We start from the raw sequence: 18,091 nt of genomic DNA on the forward strand, positions 1-18,091 counted from the left end.
GCGGGGCTTTCAGCCCTGCACAGGACGACGGGCCGGGATCGCGAGAGGCCGCGGTTGAGCGACAGCGCCGCCGGGACGGCCTATCCGCGAGGAGGTTCCCCTCCCTTCCCTCCTTTTTCCCGTCGCCTGTAACGTTAGCCGCTTTTCACCTCCTGATGGTTGTCGAGGCCGCCACAGCGGTGGCCAACAGAAGGAGACATGACATGACAAACGAGAATTCCGACATCGACGGCGTAGAACCGATCGAGACCGACATCCAGGCCGCCGCCGACGTGGCGACCTGGGGAGATGGCGCCCCCCGTGGCGGCAAGGTCGTCATGAGCCGCGTTCTGAAGGACGGTGCGAAGGTGCCGATGTTCTTCGGCCAGACGCTCATCCGCAGCCTGCGCGACCAGGGTTATTCTTCGACGACCTCCGCACTCTGCGAGATCGTCGACAACTCCATCCAGTGGGGCGCAAGCAACGTTCATATCTATTTCCGCCAGTCGGGCGGGAAGGGCGACTACGCGATCGACGTTGCCGTCCTCGACGACGGAAAGGGGATGAGCCCCAACGTACTGAAGCTAGCGATGTCCTTCGGAGGCTCGCTCAACTACGACAAGCGTACCGGCATCGGCCGCTACGGCATGGGCATGAAGACAGCCGCGCTCAGCATGGCGCCTTCGTTCGATGTCTACAGCTGGCAGAACTCGAAAGATATCTACCGGCTGACGCTCGATGTGGACGAGGTCGGCAAGTCCCGCCTCAATATGATCGAGATGCAGGACCCGGAGTCAGTCGATGATCTGCCTTCCGAGGTCGCCTCGATCATTAGCAAGCCGATGGTTTGGCCGAACCGCGACGACCAGCAGCTCGTCGCCGAAACCGAAGACGACGTTTACGAAGCCCTCGGTGTTTCGGGGACCCTTGTCTTCATCCCCGATTGCGACCGGGTAGACGCCGCCAAGGCGCGCACGCTTGCGGAACGCGCCATCAAGGACATCGGCCGTATCTATCGCAAGTTCATCGACAACGGTCTTAAAATCTGGGTCAACAACAAGATCGTTCAGTCCTTCGACCCCACCTACTGGTCGCAGAACTCCCGTCACGTCCAAGTCGAAGGCATCACCGAGACGAAGTCGCGCTTGGTCGTCGCCAAAACTGTGCCGATCGAGCGGTCGCCTGGGGGCGAGAAGGGCAATCTAAGCATCCGGCTCTACGAGCTTCCGATCGAGGATTGGAGTCAGTTGCCGCGATCTGTTCGCAAGAACTCGCTGCGCCTCTATGACGACCACAACGTCTCGATCTTGCGGAACGATCGCGAGATGTTCGTCGGCGTCATGCCGGAGATTGCGCGTCGGCACGGCGATCTGAACTGGTTCCGCGTGCAGATCGACTTCTCGGGCGATCTGGATGAGGCCATGGGCTTATCGTCGAACAAGCAGGGGGTCCGTCCTAAGCCCTATGTCCTGGATGAGATTTCCAAGGCCATCGGCAACGAGGTCGGGACGGTGCGTGAGCGCATCCGCAAGTTCCAGAATACGAGCGCGGCGGCCAACAACCGCAGCGGAATTTCGGCGGCGGAGCGCAAGGCCAATGAGGCAGAGGAGGTTCAGTCCGAGCGGATCGAGATGCCGAATCCGATCACCGAGGATGAGCGGCAGGCGCTTCACCAGCAAGTTCGGGAACTCGCTGCATCGGTCCGTCGCGACGGCGAGAACGAGGACGACGCAATCGCGCGGGTCGAGAATTCAGCCTACCTCACCAAGTACACCCACGATCCATTCTGGCCGTTCTATCACGTTGAATACAAGGCTGGCCGGGTGATCCTGACCATCAACACCGCGCATCCCTTCTATGACCGCGTCTACCGCCCGCTGTCGGAAGCGGCGCTCGCCGCCAATCCCGAGAACGATGGGGACGAGGAGGCGCCGGGATTCGCGGGGGCGGCCGACGTTATGATCGGGGTGCAGCTTCTCTTGTTCTCGCTTGCCCGGACGCAGTCGTTCATGGGGCGCAACGAGCCCGACCGGGCGAAGCTGTTCGACAAGATGCGCAGGGAGTGGTCGGACGCATTCGCCACGCAGCTGGAAAGCTGATAAACTGTTGTTGTTCGGTTTCGAGTTCGACATCGAGGACATAGCGTTCCTCGATGTCATCCAGTTCGAAGCCGGGCTTTTTTACAGATCGCCATAGCGGCGGTCCATAATGGAGAGAACGATGATTTCAGAAGCCCAGTGGGCAGATTACGCGCGGATTCAATCTGCCGCCCAGCTAACAGCAGCCATCGCACAGTCCCATGCTGATGACGTGCGGCTAGACCGCATCCTTGACGGCATCACTTACGGCTTGACCGAGGACGCCGCCAGCATCGAACGCGCCGCGCAATCCCATATGCGGAAAGAACGAGCCCGGCAAAGAACGCGCAGGCTAACAGAGCATGCTTTCATGCCGATCGGCAGGGCGTGCCCAGAAAAGGCCCTGATCTGGAGTCAGGCGTGGAGACGGTTCGCGCAAGCATTCTCTGCGTCGGATCTGCGCCTTCTCGCTCTGGGCGAAATCGCCCCGACGACAGCGCCGATGGCAGCTGCAGACCGCACGCGTCTCTCTCGGATCCGATCTTCGTCAGCCTATAGAGCAGTCCGCGTCAGCACTTTTTCCTAGGATCGACAGCACTTCGGGGGACAGGTCCCCAACTGCTCAGAAAATGTTCGCTTTCGGCGTTTTGTCACCGGCAGATCAGGCCGCTTGAATTTGCACAGCCTGATCTGCCTCGTTATTTGCCGCCAGCGCCTTCCCGACCTCCACCAGTTGCCGACGGTTCTTGGCAAGTTCCTCCGCAAAGATGAACGTGCCGCCCTCGCGCGAGCGGTAGGATGCCAATCGGCGTTGGGCCTCGATCCGCCGCTGGCGATGGCCCTCCCGCTCGTCATGGAATCCCCCGAGCGCGTGTTCAAGCCGAGAGATCGCGCCAAGCGGCGTGACGGTCACCGGCAGCTCGATCTCATGATCGTGGCCGGCGCGCCGGAGCATGGTGTCGTAGCGATAGCTCTCCCCGCGATCGGAGCGCTCGCCATCATGGAGGAGATCGAACCCGCCGATGGACGCAAGGACGGTCTCGCCCTCATGCTGGTTCTGCACCAGGGTCAGGATCTCCTTCATCACTGCGCGGCCGGCGGCCTTTCGTTCGGAGAAGGCGGTGCTGTTCACCGTCATGCTGAAGGCCTCGCCTGTGGTCGGGACGAGGCGGGCGATGTCCTGTCCGATCTCCTCGATGCGACGGGTCGCGTGCGCGATATCGCGCTCGGCATCGCGGATCTGTCGGCGGATGGCGAACTGGTCGTCCTGATGCGCGGCGCGCAGGCGTTCCAGCCGGGCGATGTCGACCTCCAGCCCCGCCTTCTGCATCAGCCGTTGATCGCCCGAGGCAATCGCCTTGGCCATCGCGAACTGGTTCGCCTGCCCCTCGCCGAGGTCTTCCAGCCTGCGGATCGAGGTGTCGCCCGACAGCGCCGCCGCGATGAAGCGGGCCTTGCGCTCATTATTCTGCCATAGGGTCGCGTCGAGGCTACCCTCGGTGGCATAGGCGAAGATGTCGATCTCATCGTGCTGGTTGCCCTGCCGCACGATCCGCCCCTCGCGCTGTTCGATCTGGGACGGCAGCCAGGGCACGTCGAGATGATGCAGGGCCTTCAGGCGAAGCTGGGCATTGACGCCGGTGCCCATCGTCTCGGAGCTTCCGATCAGGAAGCGGACCTTGCCGGCACGGACATCGCCGAACAGACGCTGCTTCGCCTCGGACTTCTTGAAGTCCTGCATGAAGGCGATCTCGCCGGCCGGCACGCCGAGCCGCACGAGCTCGTCGCGGATCCAGCGATAGGCCGAGAAGCCACGGGTCTTCTCCACGCTGATGGTTCCAAGATCGGAGAAGATCATCTGCGCGGCGCCGGGCAGCTCATAGGGCCTGCCATCCGGCTGGAGATAGGTGCGCTCCGCAGTCTCGCGCCAGATACGGAGGGCGTTGCCGATGAGGGCGTTGAGCTTGTTCTCCGGCTCGTTGTCAGTGCCGGGGTCGACCAGACGCAGGTCGATCGCGGCATGGCGGCCGTCGGTGATGACGGAGAGCAGGATGTCGTCACCGGGCTCGGCCGGACGTTCGCGCTGTTCGATCGCCTTGATGCGGGCGTCGAGCTGGAGCTGGTAGCGCCGGAAGGCCGCCGTCGGCTTGGCGGTGACGATCCGGCGTCGGCCGGTCGCGATCGCCGGCACCTTCACATATCGCCGCAGGTCCTCCGGCATCACCACATCGGCGAAGGAGCGGAACATGGCGATCAGCTCCGGCACGTTGACGAAGCTGGCGAAGCGCGACACCGGCTTGTACTTGCCGGAGGGCTGGAGCTCCAACTCGGTCGTGGTGTCGCCAAAGGTGCTCGCCCAGGCATCGAACTCGTGCAGGCCTCGCTCGGTCAGCGCGGCATGGCCCATCAGGCGCTGCACCGAGAACATCTCGCCGAGCGAATTGGTGATCGGCGTGCCGGAGGCGAGTACGAGTGCCCGGCCCGGGTTCTTGGTCTCGATGAAGCGGGATTTCACATAGAGGTCCCAGGCGCGCTGTGAACCGTTGGGGTCGACACCTTTCAGGGTCGACATGTTGGTGGCGAAGGAGAGTTTGCGGAACTCCTGCGCCTCATCGACGATGATCTGGTCGACGCCGAGCTCGTTGATGGTGAGCAGATCGTCCTTACGGGTGGCGAGCGCCTCCAATCGTTCCTTCAGCCCCTGCTTCAGCCGTTCGAGCCGCTTGCGCGAGACGCGGTCCTCGCTCTCCACCTTCGTCAGCAGGGTCTCGTAGAGCTCCAGTTCGTCCTGGATCATCTGTTGTTCGAAGGCGGACGGGATGCCGATGAAGCGGAAGGAACTGTGCGTAATGATGATCGCATCCCAGGTCGCCGTGGCCGCCCGGCTGAGGAACCGGGCGCGCTTCTCCTTGATGAAGTTGGTCTCATCAGCGACAAGGATGCGGGCATTGGGATAGAGTGCCAGGCACTCGCGCGCTGCCTGCGCCAGGCAATGGCCGGGCACGACCAACATCGCCTTGGCGATCAGGCCGAGCCGGCGCTGCTCCATGATGGCGGCGACGAACGTCATGGTCTTCCCGGCACCGACGGCGTGGGCGAGATAGGTCGAGCCGGCCGAGATGATGCGCCAGATGCCGCGCCTCTGGTGGGCATAGAGCGTGAAGGCGCCCGACGCGCCCGGAAGCTTCAGATGATCGCCATTGAAGGCGCGGGGCGCGATGTTGTTGAAGCGGTCATTATAGACCCGCGCCAGCCTGTCGGTGCGATCAGGATCGGACCAGACCCAGCTCTGGAAGGCGGTCTTGATCTTGGCGAGCTTCTCCTTCGCCGCCTCGGTGTCGACGACATTGAGCACGCGCCGCTCGCTGTCCCCATCCCTGACGATGTCGAAGATCTGCGGCACGCGGCTGTTCAGTGCGTCCGCCAGAAGCTCGCCGGCATGACGGCGTTCCGTGCCCCATTCCGAGGTACCGGCGGCGAGCCAGCCGAGTTGTCGGGCCTCCACGGTCCACGAGGCAAGCTCCGGCATGTGGTGGATGCGGATATCCGCGCCCATGGCCTCCTTCACGAAGGCGACGACATCCGATGCCGGAATCCACGGCGCGCCGAGACGGGCGGTGATGTCGGAGGGACGCAGGTCCGCCGGCTGCACCTCGACAAGGGCGCGGACATTGCGCGCGAAGCTTGGGTCGAGCGCGGCGGCGGCCTCCGCCGCTTTCAGCCTGTCGCGCACCGGGCCGGAGAGATAGGCGTCCGCCGTCTGCCATGAGCCGGTCTCGGGATCACGGAAGATGGCATCGCCGAGCTCCGCGACGACGGCGTCACCATCGGCATGCAGAAGCTCGGCAATATGATCGAGATCGACATGACCACGCTCGTTCAGCACCACGGCGAGCGCATCCGCTGCCGAGGTGATGACGGGCGACGCCGGAGGCGCGATCACGCGCTCCGAGAAGATCGGACCTGGCTTCGCCGTATCGGTGTCGAGGTCGTAATTCTCGATCGAGGCGACCAGCCAGCAATCGGGATCGTCCAGGAAGGGCTGAAGATTAGGCCGACGATGGGTCTCGCGGACCTCGCCGGTCTCCTCGTCCTCGGCGATCGACACCGTGGTGTGGTTGATCGGACCGAAGTCCCGCACGAAACTCGACCAGGCGATGCGCAGCCGCACCTGCGCATCCTTCCACGGCTGGTCGAGCTCCTGGGCCTTCAACACCTCCCGCACGGCATCGCGGATCGGGATCAGCTTGCGGATGATGCGGATGTGTTTTTCAGGCACCCCGTCGCCGGATCGGCCTTTCCTCACCGTGACGGCGACGGACGCTCCGTCGATCACCTGCATGAGCCCGCGCACCGGGTCGAAGACATAGCTGCCTTCGCGGACATGTCGACTGGCAGACAGGTCAATGTCAGCGTCTTCAGCGGCGTCGTCGACATCGATCGACGTCGGCTCGCCGTCATAGAGGGCTTCCGGAAGAAGGGAGATGGCGGTGTCCAGCACTGTCGCCAGTTCCTCGCCCTCGCGCGGCTGGCAGGTGTAAATCTCGCCGAAGGGGCCTGACGTCATGGCATGAGTGCCGAGCACGAGGTCCGGGTGCCGAGCGAACCAGCGATTCACGCGGATCGGAGCTTCCTCGCCATCAGCGGCGCGGACCTCGTCGAGGTCGAGCCAGCTCTGGTCGCCCTCCGGCTCCCCGACCTTTCGCTTCCGGAAGAAGAGGATATCGACCACCACATCGGTGCCGGCCTCAGTGCGGAAGCTGCCTTCGGGCAGGCGGATCGCCGCGATCAGGTCGGCCGACTTCGCGATATGTTCCCGCGCCGTGGCGTCGGCCTTGTCCATCGTGCCGTGCGAGGTGACGAAGGCTGCGAGCGCGCCAGGCTTCAGCAGGTCGATGGAGCGGGCGATGAAGTAGTCGTGCAGGCGTAAGGCCAGCGACCGATAGGCCCGGTCCGAGCGCACCGTACGGTCGGAGAAGGGCGGATTGCCGAGGGCGAGGTCGAAGCTCGCCGGCAGCTCGGTGCGCGCGAAGTCGCCCGTCACGATGCGGGCGCGGGGCTGCAACAGTCGGGCGATACGCGCCGTCACCGGATCGAGCTCGATGCCGGTGACATGGGAGACCGCGCGCAGGCCTTCCGGCATCAGTGCCGGAAACAAGCCCGTGCCGATGCCTGGCTCCAGCACCCTGCCGCTGCGCCAGCCGAGACGCTGGAGCCCCGCCCAGATCGCCCGGATGATGAACTCCGGGGTGAAGTGGGCGTACTGCGTGCAACGGGCGAGCGAGGCATATCCCGCATCGTCGACGGCGTCCTGAAGTTCCGCTCCGATCTCCTCCCAGCCGGCGCGGAACATCGCTTCGCCGGGCCGGCGGAACACGCCGTTGGCGAGGTCGGATGCGCCGAAGCCGGTGAAGCGGACCAGCGTCTCCTGCTCCGTCCGCGTCGCCGGACGCGCATCGGCCTCGATCTCGGCTGCCAGCCGGATCGCCGCGATGTTGTCGCGGGCGCGCGCTTTCCAACCGCGTGCCAGACCGCGATCGCCGTCGAGATGGAAATTGACGCCACGCTCCGACGACGGCTTCACGCGAGCGATCGGCCCGGCCGAAGCCGGTGCCCGGGCCGGCGCCGGCGTGGTCGGATCGGGATCGTCATCACCGGGATCGGCCTCGAAGTCTCCGGCGAACGCCGTGACACCGAGGCTCAGGCCGCAGGACAGGGCGGTGTTGCCGAACAGGTTGAGCGTGAAGGGATCGTCATGCGCCATGGTGGAGAGCTCCTGTCGTCAAGGCGCGCGTCATCGTCCGCCGGAGAGGCGGACGGGTTGGACGCGAGGATGTGAAAAGGGAGAAGGGTCGGAACCCGCCTCAGCGGCGGATCAGCGTGAGCGACAGCGCGGCATCGTCCATCACGATCCGCAGATGCGTGGCGTCGGCCGAGGCGGCCATCAGCCGGTCGAGCTCGGCCGCATCGAGGAACTCGATCCCGTCATCCGCCCCGAAATGCTGGCGCTTGTAATGCCAGCAGTCCGCGTTGGTCTTCAGATCGCACTCCTCGGCATAGACGACGAGCGGGCGCTGCCCCTCAGCGAGCCTGCCATTCGAGAGCAGATAGACGCCCTCGTCGCCGACCAGCCAGAGGCCCGGCTTTTCGCCCTCACCGGGGCGAAGGCCGTAATAGGGATTGCGGAAGCCGCCATTGGCGGCGGCATCGATCCGCCCGCGCGTGATGACGGCGCGAACGTCGACCAGTGGAAAGGTGAACATGTGCGCCCCCTCAAGCCGCGAGCGCGTCGGGGAGGTAGCGCAGATGCACCGGCAGCTTCGCCGATATCTCGGCCTCGGTGAGGTGCTCCAGCAGCTTCAGCGCGGTGCCGCGCCGGCCCTCATAACAGAGTACGGTGCGCTTGCCATGCAGGCAGCGCGGCCAGCGCTCGCCGGCATAGCCGCGATAATCGTCATGGGTGGCGCTCCAGATGTGCTCGAGCCGCTCTTCCGGCGTCATCGCCCGAACCGGCCGGGTTTCCCGCTCGACGATCGCGGCGCGCATACGATCGGGCGAGCCTTTCGCGGCAAGGTCGCAATAGCCGTGAAAGTGACGGAGCCGACCGTTGATCGACAGCTCGAGGAAGACGCTGGTGATTGATCCGGTGAGGAACTCGCGCAGGGCGAACATGTCGCCGCGCATCCACAGCGGCGGCAGGATCTCGAACATGTGGTCGTGCTCGGCGCGGCCGATCTCGAACCATTCGCCGCGATAGAGCGCGCCATCATCATTGGCCTGCCAGCGGTTCGGGCGCTGCGCATGGCGGTCAAACATCCGGAACATCTGCCGCCGGTCGGCGACGCCCTGATAGACCTTGCGGATGGGAGGAGCGAAGAGGGTCATGAGCGGGCTCCTTCGGCCTCGTCCGGGCCGGAGCGCGGCTCCCTCCACGGGATCGCCATCCTCTCTTCAGCCCTTCCTGACCCCACCTCCACCGCCGCCTCACCGTCCGGGCGGGTCAAGGCCGGCAAAGCCGGGCGAAGCGTCACCCTTGACGCGGCCGGCGGGCATGCGGCAGGCCTCGTCTCTCCACCCTCCGTTCCCGCTCCTCTTTCACTTTCACCTTCAGGACCTCGTTCCAGTCCTCGGCCGGCGGCCTCAGCCTCAGCCAGTCGCAGCCCGCCTCCTCTGCGATGACGCGCAGGCGCGTGGCGAAGGCCTCGCCCTGGACATTGGCATCGGTCGCGGCGATGAGCTGCGCACCGGGACGCATGGCCAGTGCCCGCACCGCCGCCTCCGTCACCGGCGACCAGCCACCACCCGTGCTGAGATAGAGGCTGCCCTCCCGCAATCCCTCCATCGCCGCGAGGCTCATGGCGTCGATCGCCGCCTCGGTCACGCAGAGGCGCACACCTTCCGGCGCACCCAGCCGGAAAAGCACCTTCGACCCGCCGGTCGAGAATCCGCGCCACTCCGGGCCACGCTCCTCCCAGCCGGTGACGACACCCGCATCATCGACATGCGCTGCCCATACACTGCCACGCGGCCCCTCGCGCAGCCGGTCCTGTTGGATGGCGGCGCGGATAACCATCTCCGGCAGCGCGCGCTCATCACGGAGATAACGCCAGGTCGCCGAGCCCGACCAGAGCGTGCGACGGGCGCGCCAGCGTTCGGAAAGAGAGGCGACCGGTTCGTGTTCCCGCGCGTGCCTCGTCCATGCCGGCTCGAGCGGCGTGAAGCCCACCAGTTCGGCGGCTGTGGCGAGCGCATCCGTGAAGCTGTCGCCGTCGAGATGGCGGATCAGCGAGAACACGTCGCCCTTGGCATCCGACAAGGGGTCGAACCAGCCCTTGCCGTCATGGATCACGATGATGATGTCGTCGCCGCGCCGGTACTTCACCGCGCGGCGCGTGCTCTCCTTCACATCGACCGCGAAACCCGCCTTCTCCAGCACGGCGCCGCAGGTGACTCGCTCCTTCAGATACTCGACCTCGCTCGTCTCCATCTCACTCTTCCCGGACGATCTCCGTCCGGCCTTTCCTGCGTCTTCTGTCCGGCGCATCTCGCCGGACCGCTCCCACCGGGCGCGAAGAGCCAAGCCTGCAAGGGTGCGGGCCGGCAACAGACGAATTGATGAACCCCGTCGCGACCAAGCCGGCCCGCGGCGAAGCTTCCCTTGCGGGTGCCGGCTCGCAAGCGGCACAAGCAGGGCGGAAGACCGGTTCAATGAACCGGCCGCCCGCCCAGGAACGGATCGTACTCGAAAAGCACGGTGACATCGTCGCCGTCGAGCTCGTCGGCCGGCAGGACGCCGTAGGCGCCGTCGACCTCGAACAGTGAAACTAGGACCATCAGGGTGCGGGAGAGCTGCAAGGCGGCGTTCTGGGCAAGGGAAAGGTCGTTCGACATGATGAAGGCTCCATCGGGGAGCGGGTCAATTCCCGCTCGATGGCTCCCCCAATGGGCCGGGGCCGGTCGCGATCACCGCGAAGGCGAAGCCGCAGTGGCGGCACGTTCACGTAGCCGACCCCGCAGCGGGTTGATCGTGGAAGATCCGGAACCGGACCAGGAGACATCGCAGAAGAGCGGGATTGGGTTACGTCCCTTGGTCAGCGCCTCTCCAAACGAACCCTCTCGCCGGGCGCACAGCCGCGCATCTGCCATGCAATGTTCCGCACCGCATAAGCGGTCCGGCTAAAACGCGCCGGTTGCAGGTCCAGATAGCCTCTGGCCATCCATCCCGTCGAAATGGATTAACAGCGCCCGCGTCGCGGACCTACGATGTGTTTTTCAACGGGTGGAGCTCCGTGCATCGGCCCCATAATCAACTATGTCAAGACTATCTCAGATTGGATACAGCAGCTTTCTTCCGCACTAATCGGAAGTTGCTTTAGGCGCTCACGCAGCCATCTCTGAGCTGGGTGAGCGTCGTTGCGGCGATGCCAACTCATAACATAAGGGCATGGCGCCAGTTCGATGGGCGGCTTTAATACCTTCAGCTTGTCGCGAAATCCGCTGCCTTCAACGACGCCCAGCATCAGTGTCGCAATCAAATCCGACGCGGCCACCAGAGCGGGAGCGGGATACATCTGGCTGATCGTTACGCTGAGCGAGCGCGACAGCCCCTCTTTGGCGAGCACCGTGTCGGTGTGACCGAACCGATCCCCCTCCGGAGACACCAATAAGTGTTCAAGAGAAAGAAACGCGTCGAGATCGAGCGGCCGGCCCGCCGCCGGGTGGCCCTTGCGCAAAACGCACACGAACGCCTCCTCAAACAGGGGCTGCACGAAGATCCGCCCCGGAGCGCTTCGCGTCGGCACACCAACGGCGATATCCGCTTCTCCGCTGTCCAAGAGCGTGATCGCTTCATCCCGCGCGCGATAGGCAGCCACGTGCAGCTTGATGGCGGGCGCGCTTTCGCGCAGGCAACGCAGCAGGCCCGGCATCAACTTGAAGGCGGCGTGCTCCTGCATGGCGATGTTGAAGGACAGGGTCGATGTCGACGGGTCGAACTCTTCTACGACGCCCAGGGTCTGCCGGATATCGCGGAGGGCGCGGGCGATCGGTTTGGCCACGTCCATCGCTCGCGGTGTCGGCTGCAGCCCATCCCGACCGCGGACAAACAACTCGTCGCCGAAGAGCATCCTGAGGCGCGTAAGTGAGGCGCTCATTGCCGGTTGGGTCCTGCCAATCCGCTTGGCCGCCTTGGTCACACTGCGTTCCGCCATCAGTGCCTCAAAGGCGACCAGCAGGTTCAAGTCAAATCCATGCAGATCCATTCCACCAATCCATATCGATGAGGCTGATATGCGTGCATATCAAATATCTATGGAAAGTATAATGCCTTAGTCGGTTATGAATGCATGATCTTGAGGAGGCACCCCATGGCTTCTACCGCAAAGGTTGCGATCGTCACTGGCTCGTCGAAGGGCATTGGAGCTGCCATCGCGCAGCGTCTCGCCGCAGATGGGTTGTCAGTTGTCGTCAACTACTCCAGCGGCGCTGGGCCTGCCGCGGAAGTGGTCGCGGGCATCGTCGCGGCCGGTGGCTCGGCCATTGCCGTTCGGGCCGACGTCGCCGACAGGGCTTCAGTTTCCGCCCTGTTCGACGCGGCCGAACAGGCATTCGGCGGCGTGGATGTTCTTGTCAATAATGCCGGCATCATGAAGCTCGCGCCGCTCTCCGAGACCAGCGACGAGCTCTGGCAGCAGACGGTCGCAATTAACCTCACTGGCGCGTTCCACGGCATGCGCGAGGCGGCCAAACGCCTGCGCAACGGTGGACGGATCGTCAATTTCTCGTCGAGCGTCGTCGGGCTCTACCAGCCGACCTACGCCGCCTACGCGGCGACCAAGGGTGCCGTCGAGGCGATGACCCACATTCTGGCCAAGGAGCTGGGTCCGCGTCACATCACCGTCAACGCCGTCGCACCGGGCCCAGTCGAGACGGAGCTGTTCCTCGCCGACAAGACGGATCAGCAGGTCACAGCCATCGCAAAGATGAACCCCGCCGGTCGCATCGGCGAGCCTGAGGACATCGCCCGCGTCGTTTCTTTTCTCGCAAGCTCCGACAGCGCTTGGGTGAACGGTCAGGTCATCCGCATCAATGGCGGCGTCTGCTGAGTACGCAACATGAGCAAGATTGTTCTCGTTACCGGCGCATCCAGCGGCTTTGGCCGGATGATCGCTCGTGATTTCGCCAGTGCGGGCCACGTCGCCTATGCTTCAATGCGCGGCACGACGGGCAGGAACGCCGCGGCAGTTGCCGATGGCGGCTCATTCGCGCGTAATCATGGGGTCGATCTGCGAACGGTCGAACTCGACGTGCAAGACGATGCGTCGATCGAAGCTGCGGTGAAAGCGATTATCGCAGAACATGGCCGCATCGACGTGCTTGTCCACAATGCCGGCCACATGACCTGGGGGCCGAGCGAGGCCTTCACCTCCGAGCAGTTGGCTGAGCTCTACGATATCAACGTCCTCGGTGCCCAACGGGTGAACCGTGCGGTTCTGCCTCACATGCGCGCCGCCCGTGAGGGCCTTCTGGTCTGGGTGGGCAGTAGCAGCGCCGCGGGAGGTGTACCCCCATTTTTAGGTCCGTACTTTGCTGCAAAGGCAGCGATGGACGCACTGGCGGTCTGCTATGCCAAGGAGCTGGCGCCGTTTGGCATCGAGACGTCCATCGTCGTGCCCGGAGCGTTCACGACCGGCACCAACCACTTTGCTCATGCGGGGGCCCCCGAGGATCAAGGGACGGCGGACGCCTACACGCAGGCCTATCCGCCCCGCTTTGCCGAAGAGATCAAGGACGCACTGGCGGCGACGGTGCCGGATTGGGCGGATCCGGCCGAGGTCGGCCGTGCGGTGGTCAGCGTCGTCGCATCGCCGCCCGGCACACGCCCCCTGCGCATCCATGTCGATCCCGCAAGTGACGGCGCCGCCGTCAGCTATGCGGTGATCGACCGCGTCCGCGAGCAGTTCCTGGCGCGCATCGGCCATCCCGAATTGCTCCATCCGCGGCCCAGAGTCGTCTGAATCAAGCTTCCCACCTAAGGAGAGAGTTATGCCATTCGCAAACTTCAAAGTTCCGGAAGCCGCCCTTACGCGCGCGCAAAAGGAGGAAATCGTCCATCGCACCACCGACATGCTCGCCGAATATTTCACCGAAGCGGCACGCGCGCACACCATGGTATTGATCGAGGAGGTCAAAGACGGCGGCTACGCTCGCGCCGATGAGGTGTTTACAATCCCGGAGGAATATCGCGCCAAGGACTGACGAGGAGCCCCCTGTCTGTGGGCCGGGGCGTGGACCATCTCGACACGCCCGGGCCTGCACAGCCGTTTTCTACCTCAAAGCAACCGTTTGATAGATGCTGCCAAAAAGTCGGCGACCCGCCGGATATGCACATTGCTGCGAACATCCTCATGCACCACCAACCATACCGACATCGGCCGAATTAAGTCGAATTCCAGGCGTTCAAGGGTCCTCTCTCGCTCCGCAAGCATTACTTGAGCGAATCCTAAGCCTGCGCCAGCAAGAAGCAGTCCCCAGCCGACCATCTGGTCGTCGCATCGAAGTGGAAACGCCTCGCGAGTAACTGGGTGGCCGGCAGCGGCATAGAGATTCAGTATAACATCACTACGGTCAAAGCCAATGAGGTCGTGATTGAGTAACTCTTGAATTGTCCTCGGATAACCACGGCGAGCGAGATACGATTTCGCGCCATATAGCCCAAGGGGCGCCTCTCCTAGCTTACGGGCGATCAATGCATCCTGCGTCGGGTCCACCATGCGGATAGCAATATCCGCATCGCGGCGGAGCAGATTTTGATTGAGGTCCGATGCCACGAGCTCGATCTGAATATCCGGCTCTTCTACTCGCAGCTCAGCAAGAATAGGCGGCAGCCACATATTGGCGACCATCACAGAACTGGTAAGGCGCACGGTGCCCGAAAGCTCCTGGGATCGACCAAAAGCTTTCTCCGCCAGCGCATCCGCTGCTGCCGCCATACTCCGTGCATCATCTACAAGCCGAAGAGCTGCCCTAGTTGGCTCGAGTCCCCTTACGGTCCGCATGAAGAGCTTCGTGCCAAACTGCGTCTCGAGTTGGCGAATATGTCGGCTAAGCGTTGGCTGCGAAACCGCAATCTGCGTGGAAGCCGCAGACAAGGATCCCGCCTCTACTACAGCAAGAAAGGATCGTAGCAGCGACCATTCCAGTGGCCCGCCGTTGGCAGCGGTGCATTCAGACATGGCACCCACTCAGGCTAGAGCGATGAATCGAGCGAAGTCAGGCGCAGTTCCCCTGAGCCGACAGCCCCCACGTATTCATCACTGAATAGCACGATTTCGATTTTGGCGGTTTCCAACATCCACTCCAATCACTAAGCTACCACGATCATGTTTTATGATTATGATGGATCATAGACGATATATATGCCGATTGTCATCGTAAAAACAATTATTAATAACGTTATTTCGCGGTTAATCAGACAAGATCTAATATATATACATATCTATTATATTTCTATACATTGATGCAATTCCCATCTATTCACCTTCACTCGCTAATTGATCTTCTTTTCGCGCTCTCAGAAGTCAACAGCTCCAGGTGTACAGACATGCTCTCTAATCCTGAAAGACTCGGCGGTCGCCTTCCATTGCTCGATCCGGCAGCTTTGCAGGGAGAACAGCGCGAACTCTACCGCACGCTGTCTGATACACTTGTCACCTGGGCCCAAAGCAACGGCTTTCGGGGAGCGACGGATGACGGCCGGTTGATCGGACCGTTCAACCCTTACCTCTACAGTCCGGGAATTACGCCGGGGTTCCTGAAATGGATGCAGGCAGACGGGCATCACACCAGCCTGTCGAAGCCGGTGCACGAGATCGTCATTCTCACCGTCGGGGCCCTGTGGCACTCCCCATACGAACTCTACGCCCACGCGGCGGTGGCTCGTACCGTCGGCGTGCCAGAGCGCGTAATCGAAGACCTAGTCGCAGGGAGAACCCCCGACGGATTGTCCGACCAGGGCCTTCTGGCGCACCGTTTTGCCCGTCAGCTTACCGAAGAGCGCCGGGTCGACGAGGTCTTGTACCGGGATGCGGAGGCGGCATTCGGCCCAAAAGGACTGGTCGATCTCGTCTATCTCGTCGGCATGTATCTTCTGACATGTGCGCTGCTCAACGCCTTCGAGATTCCTGCGCCTGAGTAGCACTCATCGCCCAGACCTCGCACCGCGACCATTACAGCATTCACGAGGATCATTATGTCCAGCGTGCTTGATATCGAGCATACAACCTTCGCCATAATGGGCCCCCTTGCCCATACACCAACGGCGGCGATGCCGTGTCACTGCGTGATCTTTCATCTCAGCGACCGCATCATCCTGCTGGATACCGGCTTCGGCGTGCGCGAGATGGAAGAACCAGGAGCCCTGCTTGGCGAGGATGCGCTGTGGCGCCTCGCGCCCGTCGTCGACCGGCGGCTAACGGCGCTGTCCCGGCTGGAATCCCGCGGGATCGCGGCGAGTGACGTGACCGACATCATTCTGACCCATCTGGATAGCGATCACGCGGGCGGCGTGCACGACTTTCCGAACGCGACGGTCCATGTTTGCCACGAGGAGCTGGAAAGCTTTGACGGCACGCGCCCGCGGGGTCCCTACAAGCCCTACCAGCTCCCGCATACGACCAGGTTCAAGACGTATGACCGTACCGGGGAGGTTTGGTTCGGACTGGAGGCCCGCAGCTTGCGGTTGCCCGGAGATCTCGATGCCAAGCTGGTGATGTTGCCGGGTCATACCCTCGGACATTGCGGCGTTGCCTATCGCGAGGAGGCGCGCTGGACGTTGCATGCCGGCGACTCCTATTTCGACCACGGGGTTCACTTTTCCCCGCTGGCGCCCGCGCTCCCGCTCGAGATTGCCTTTCAGGCCTCTGCGCCTGCCCGCCTCGCGAGCCTCGGCCATCTTCGCCGCCTGAAGCAGGAGCATGGCGAGGAGATCGCAATGTTCTGCACGCATGACCAAGCCGAGTTCGAGCATTGGACGGCGGGCAAGGGCCGCCCCGACCCGATCAGTGCCGATATCATGGCGATGGCCGCCGGATCCCGAGAATAGGTGTTTTATGGTCCAGCCTGCCGGAATGTCTGGGTCCCGGCCGGCCTGACTTAGCAGCCGTGCAGATATGGCGCGCAAGCAGCGGATTGCGGTGCGACGCATTTGTATAAGTTTATCCAAAATACGGAGACGAGTTGTGAAAGTCGCTTTCAAGGACGACAGTTTCGCGTTCGAGTTCGTTCGGAATCTCGGATTCATGTATTACGGCGGCTCTGATCTCGGAGAGATGATCGCGACTGCCCGCGAAGTCGTCGAGGGGGATTTCGAGAGTTGGTTCACCGCTTGGAACCGGCGCGCCCAACGTGTTCTTGCGCGCGCCGAAGCCGACCTTGCCGCCGGGCACAAGGTGAGTGCCCGCGGCGGCTTTCTCCGCGCCTCGACGTACTTCCGTATGGCGGAGTTCTATGTTCACGTCGACCCGAAGGATCCTCGCATCCTGTCGGCATCGCGCGCCTCCCAGCAGGCCTATGCCAAGGCGGCGAAGCTGATCGGGCCCACTTGGGAGCCGGTTCAGATTCCCTATGAGGGCACTACACTTCCCGGCTACTTCTACAAGCCTGACACCTCCAACACCCCCCGCCCCACCATCATCTTCCATGGCGGCTATGATTCCAGTGTCGAGGAGCTCTTCTATTACGGTGGTGCTCCGGCGACTATGCGCGGCTACAATTGCCTCACCTGGGATGGTCCCGGACAGGGCGCGCCACTCCGCGAGCAGAAGCTTCCGTTCCGCCCCGATTGGGAAAAGGTGGTCAGTCCCGCCGTCGATTACGCGCTGACGCGGCCGGACGTCGATCCCGACAATCTCGTGTTGATCGGCATGAGCTTCGGCGGATATCTCGCGGCGCGCGCCGCAGCGTTCGAACATCGCTTCCGCGCCGCGGTATTTTTTGATGGCGTTTACGACTTCCACGAAACTCTGCGGAAGCTGCTTCCGAAGGAAGCGATGGAGGCTTACGACTCCGGGGATCGTGCGAAATGTGAGCGGATCGTCCAAGAGAAGATGGCAGCCAACACCGCCCTCCGCTGGACCGTGACCCAGGGCACTTGGACGTTCGGCGTTTCCGGGATCGCCGACCTTATCGACCAGACCAAGGCTTACACGGTTGCCGGAATCACCGACAAGATCCGCTGCCCGTGCTTGGTCATGGAGGCCGCAGATGACATCTTCTTCGAAGGACAGCCGCAGCAGGTATTCGAAGAACTGAAGGTTCCCAAGGCATACGCGCGCTTCACGGCCGAAGACGGCGCCGAGAACCACTGCCAGTCAGGCGCGCTCGCCTACAAGGACGAGGTCGTCTTCAACTGGATCGCCGAAACCCTCGGGCGCGAGCCGGCCTGAAGCCAACACGTCATCTGGCGGCAGGCCTCCATGTGTCTTCGGAGAATGACCCCGCTCCAGCTCGATCGGCCGGTACGCTGGAAATTCTGC

15 protein-coding genes and 1 pseudogene are annotated in these 18,091 nt (G+C 63.1%); 8 read left to right on the top strand and 8 right to left on the bottom strand.

The window, feature by feature from the left end:
• The first annotated feature begins 203 nt into the window (after positions 1 to 203).
• The gene (locus tag J2X65_RS23870) at positions 204 to 2,078 is read left to right on the top strand and encodes an ATP-binding protein (protein ID WP_310206956.1); all 1,875 of its coding nucleotides are present in this window, start codon (positions 204 to 206) and stop codon (positions 2,076 to 2,078) included.
• Between the two features lie 121 nt (positions 2,079 to 2,199).
• Complete coding sequence (locus J2X65_RS23875; protein ID WP_310206959.1) at positions 2,200 to 2,643, top strand: hypothetical protein; 444 nt, start codon at positions 2,200 to 2,202, stop codon at positions 2,641 to 2,643.
• 75 nt (positions 2,644 to 2,718) lie between these two features.
• Here J2X65_RS23875 and J2X65_RS23880 read toward each other — a convergent pair whose 3' ends face one another.
• The 6 genes from J2X65_RS23880 to J2X65_RS23905 all read right to left on the bottom strand — a co-directional run bounded on the left by J2X65_RS23880 (position 2,719) and on the right by J2X65_RS23905 (position 11,818).
• A complete protein-coding gene (locus J2X65_RS23880) occupies positions 2,719 to 7,821 on the bottom strand; it encodes a lactate dehydrogenase (protein WP_310206962.1) in 5,103 nt (1,700 codons plus the stop codon).
• A 100-nt stretch (positions 7,822 to 7,921) separates the two neighbouring features.
• The gene (locus tag J2X65_RS23885) at positions 7,922 to 8,320 is read right to left on the bottom strand and encodes a DUF3085 domain-containing protein (protein ID WP_310206964.1); all 399 of its coding nucleotides are present in this window, start codon (positions 8,318 to 8,320) and stop codon (positions 7,922 to 7,924) included.
• Positions 8,321 to 8,330: 10 nt separating this feature from the next.
• A complete protein-coding gene (locus J2X65_RS23890) occupies positions 8,331 to 8,942 on the bottom strand; it encodes a DUF1419 domain-containing protein (RefSeq protein ID WP_310206966.1) in 612 nt (203 codons plus the stop codon).
• A 142-nt stretch (positions 8,943 to 9,084) separates the two neighbouring features.
• Positions 9,085 to 10,044, bottom strand: coding sequence for a DUF3991 and toprim domain-containing protein (locus J2X65_RS23895; protein WP_310206969.1), 960 nt, complete (start codon positions 10,042 to 10,044; stop codon positions 9,085 to 9,087).
• A gap of 218 nt (positions 10,045 to 10,262) precedes the next feature.
• Entirely contained in the window at positions 10,263 to 10,448 is a 186-nt protein-coding gene (locus tag J2X65_RS23900; protein WP_310206971.1) for a hypothetical protein, read from the bottom strand.
• Between the two features lie 419 nt (positions 10,449 to 10,867).
• The gene (locus J2X65_RS23905) at positions 10,868 to 11,818 is read right to left on the bottom strand and encodes a LysR family transcriptional regulator (protein WP_310206974.1); all 951 of its coding nucleotides are present in this window, start codon (positions 11,816 to 11,818) and stop codon (positions 10,868 to 10,870) included.
• Positions 11,819 to 11,923: 105 nt separating this feature from the next.
• Here J2X65_RS23905 and J2X65_RS23910 point away from each other — a divergent pair, with 105 nt between their 5' ends.
• The 3 genes from J2X65_RS23910 to J2X65_RS23920 are packed head-to-tail and all read left to right on the top strand — an operon-like array spanning position 11,924 to position 13,814.
• Complete coding sequence (locus J2X65_RS23910; protein ID WP_310206977.1) at positions 11,924 to 12,661, top strand: SDR family oxidoreductase; 738 nt, start codon at positions 11,924 to 11,926, stop codon at positions 12,659 to 12,661.
• 9 nt (positions 12,662 to 12,670) lie between these two features.
• Positions 12,671 to 13,573, top strand: a complete 903-nt coding sequence (locus J2X65_RS23915) for an SDR family oxidoreductase (protein ID WP_310206979.1) — start codon at positions 12,671 to 12,673, stop codon at positions 13,571 to 13,573.
• A gap of 28 nt (positions 13,574 to 13,601) precedes the next feature.
• The gene (locus tag J2X65_RS23920; RefSeq protein ID WP_310206982.1) at positions 13,602 to 13,814 is read left to right on the top strand and encodes a 4-oxalocrotonate tautomerase family protein; all 213 of its coding nucleotides are present in this window, start codon (positions 13,602 to 13,604) and stop codon (positions 13,812 to 13,814) included.
• A gap of 74 nt (positions 13,815 to 13,888) precedes the next feature.
• On the opposite strand, the gene J2X65_RS23925 is transcribed toward J2X65_RS23920, so the two are convergent.
• Entirely contained in the window at positions 13,889 to 14,548 is a 660-nt protein-coding gene (locus tag J2X65_RS23925; RefSeq protein ID WP_310207138.1) for a LysR substrate-binding domain-containing protein, read from the bottom strand.
• 39 nt (positions 14,549 to 14,587) lie between these two features.
• Positions 14,588 to 14,791, bottom strand: a pseudogene (locus J2X65_RS23930) (LysR family transcriptional regulator); the annotation flags it as partial.
• Between the two features lie 368 nt (positions 14,792 to 15,159).
• On the opposite strand from J2X65_RS23930, the gene J2X65_RS23935 reads away from it, so the two are divergent.
• The 3 genes from J2X65_RS23935 to J2X65_RS23945 all read left to right on the top strand — a co-directional run bounded on the left by J2X65_RS23935 (position 15,160) and on the right by J2X65_RS23945 (position 18,001).
• Positions 15,160 to 15,753, top strand: coding sequence for a carboxymuconolactone decarboxylase family protein (locus J2X65_RS23935; RefSeq protein ID WP_310206985.1), 594 nt, complete (start codon positions 15,160 to 15,162; stop codon positions 15,751 to 15,753).
• A 54-nt stretch (positions 15,754 to 15,807) separates the two neighbouring features.
• Positions 15,808 to 16,659 carry an MBL fold metallo-hydrolase gene (locus tag J2X65_RS23940; protein ID WP_310206987.1) on the top strand — a complete coding sequence of 284 codons (852 nt, stop codon included), beginning with the start codon at positions 15,808 to 15,810 and terminating at the stop codon, positions 16,657 to 16,659.
• Between the two features lie 136 nt (positions 16,660 to 16,795).
• Positions 16,796 to 18,001: an alpha/beta fold hydrolase gene (locus J2X65_RS23945; RefSeq protein ID WP_310206990.1), complete on the top strand. Its 1,206-nt coding sequence runs from the start codon at positions 16,796 to 16,798 to the stop codon at positions 17,999 to 18,001.
• Positions 18,002 to 18,091: the final 90 nt, after the last annotated feature.

This window comes from Ancylobacter sp. 3268 (assembly GCF_031456575.1).
Lineage (GTDB): Bacteria > Pseudomonadota > Alphaproteobacteria > Rhizobiales > Xanthobacteraceae > Ancylobacter.

Coding starts and splice junctions, on each gene's coding strand:
- J2X65_RS23870 (WP_310206956.1), top strand. CDS start 204: ATGACAAACGAGAATTCCGACATCGACGGCGTAGAACCGATCGAGACC.
- J2X65_RS23875 (WP_310206959.1), top strand. CDS start 2,200: ATGATTTCAGAAGCCCAGTGGGCAGATTACGCGCGGATTCAATCTGCC.
- J2X65_RS23880 (WP_310206962.1), bottom strand. CDS start 7,821: ATGGCGCATGACGATCCCTTCACGCTCAACCTGTTCGGCAACACCGCC.
- J2X65_RS23885 (WP_310206964.1), bottom strand. CDS start 8,320: ATGTTCACCTTTCCACTGGTCGACGTTCGCGCCGTCATCACGCGCGGG.
- J2X65_RS23890 (WP_310206966.1), bottom strand. CDS start 8,942: ATGACCCTCTTCGCTCCTCCCATCCGCAAGGTCTATCAGGGCGTCGCC.
- J2X65_RS23895 (WP_310206969.1), bottom strand. CDS start 10,044: ATGGAGACGAGCGAGGTCGAGTATCTGAAGGAGCGAGTCACCTGCGGC.
- J2X65_RS23900 (WP_310206971.1), bottom strand. CDS start 10,448: ATGTCGAACGACCTTTCCCTTGCCCAGAACGCCGCCTTGCAGCTCTCC.
- J2X65_RS23905 (WP_310206974.1), bottom strand. CDS start 11,818: ATGGATCTGCATGGATTTGACTTGAACCTGCTGGTCGCCTTTGAGGCA.
- J2X65_RS23910 (WP_310206977.1), top strand. CDS start 11,924: ATGGCTTCTACCGCAAAGGTTGCGATCGTCACTGGCTCGTCGAAGGGC.
- J2X65_RS23915 (WP_310206979.1), top strand. CDS start 12,671: ATGAGCAAGATTGTTCTCGTTACCGGCGCATCCAGCGGCTTTGGCCGG.
- J2X65_RS23920 (WP_310206982.1), top strand. CDS start 13,602: ATGCCATTCGCAAACTTCAAAGTTCCGGAAGCCGCCCTTACGCGCGCG.
- J2X65_RS23925 (WP_310207138.1), bottom strand. CDS start 14,548: ATGGCGGCAGCAGCGGATGCGCTGGCGGAGAAAGCTTTTGGTCGATCC.
- J2X65_RS23935 (WP_310206985.1), top strand. CDS start 15,160: ATGCTCTCTAATCCTGAAAGACTCGGCGGTCGCCTTCCATTGCTCGAT.
- J2X65_RS23940 (WP_310206987.1), top strand. CDS start 15,808: ATGTCCAGCGTGCTTGATATCGAGCATACAACCTTCGCCATAATGGGC.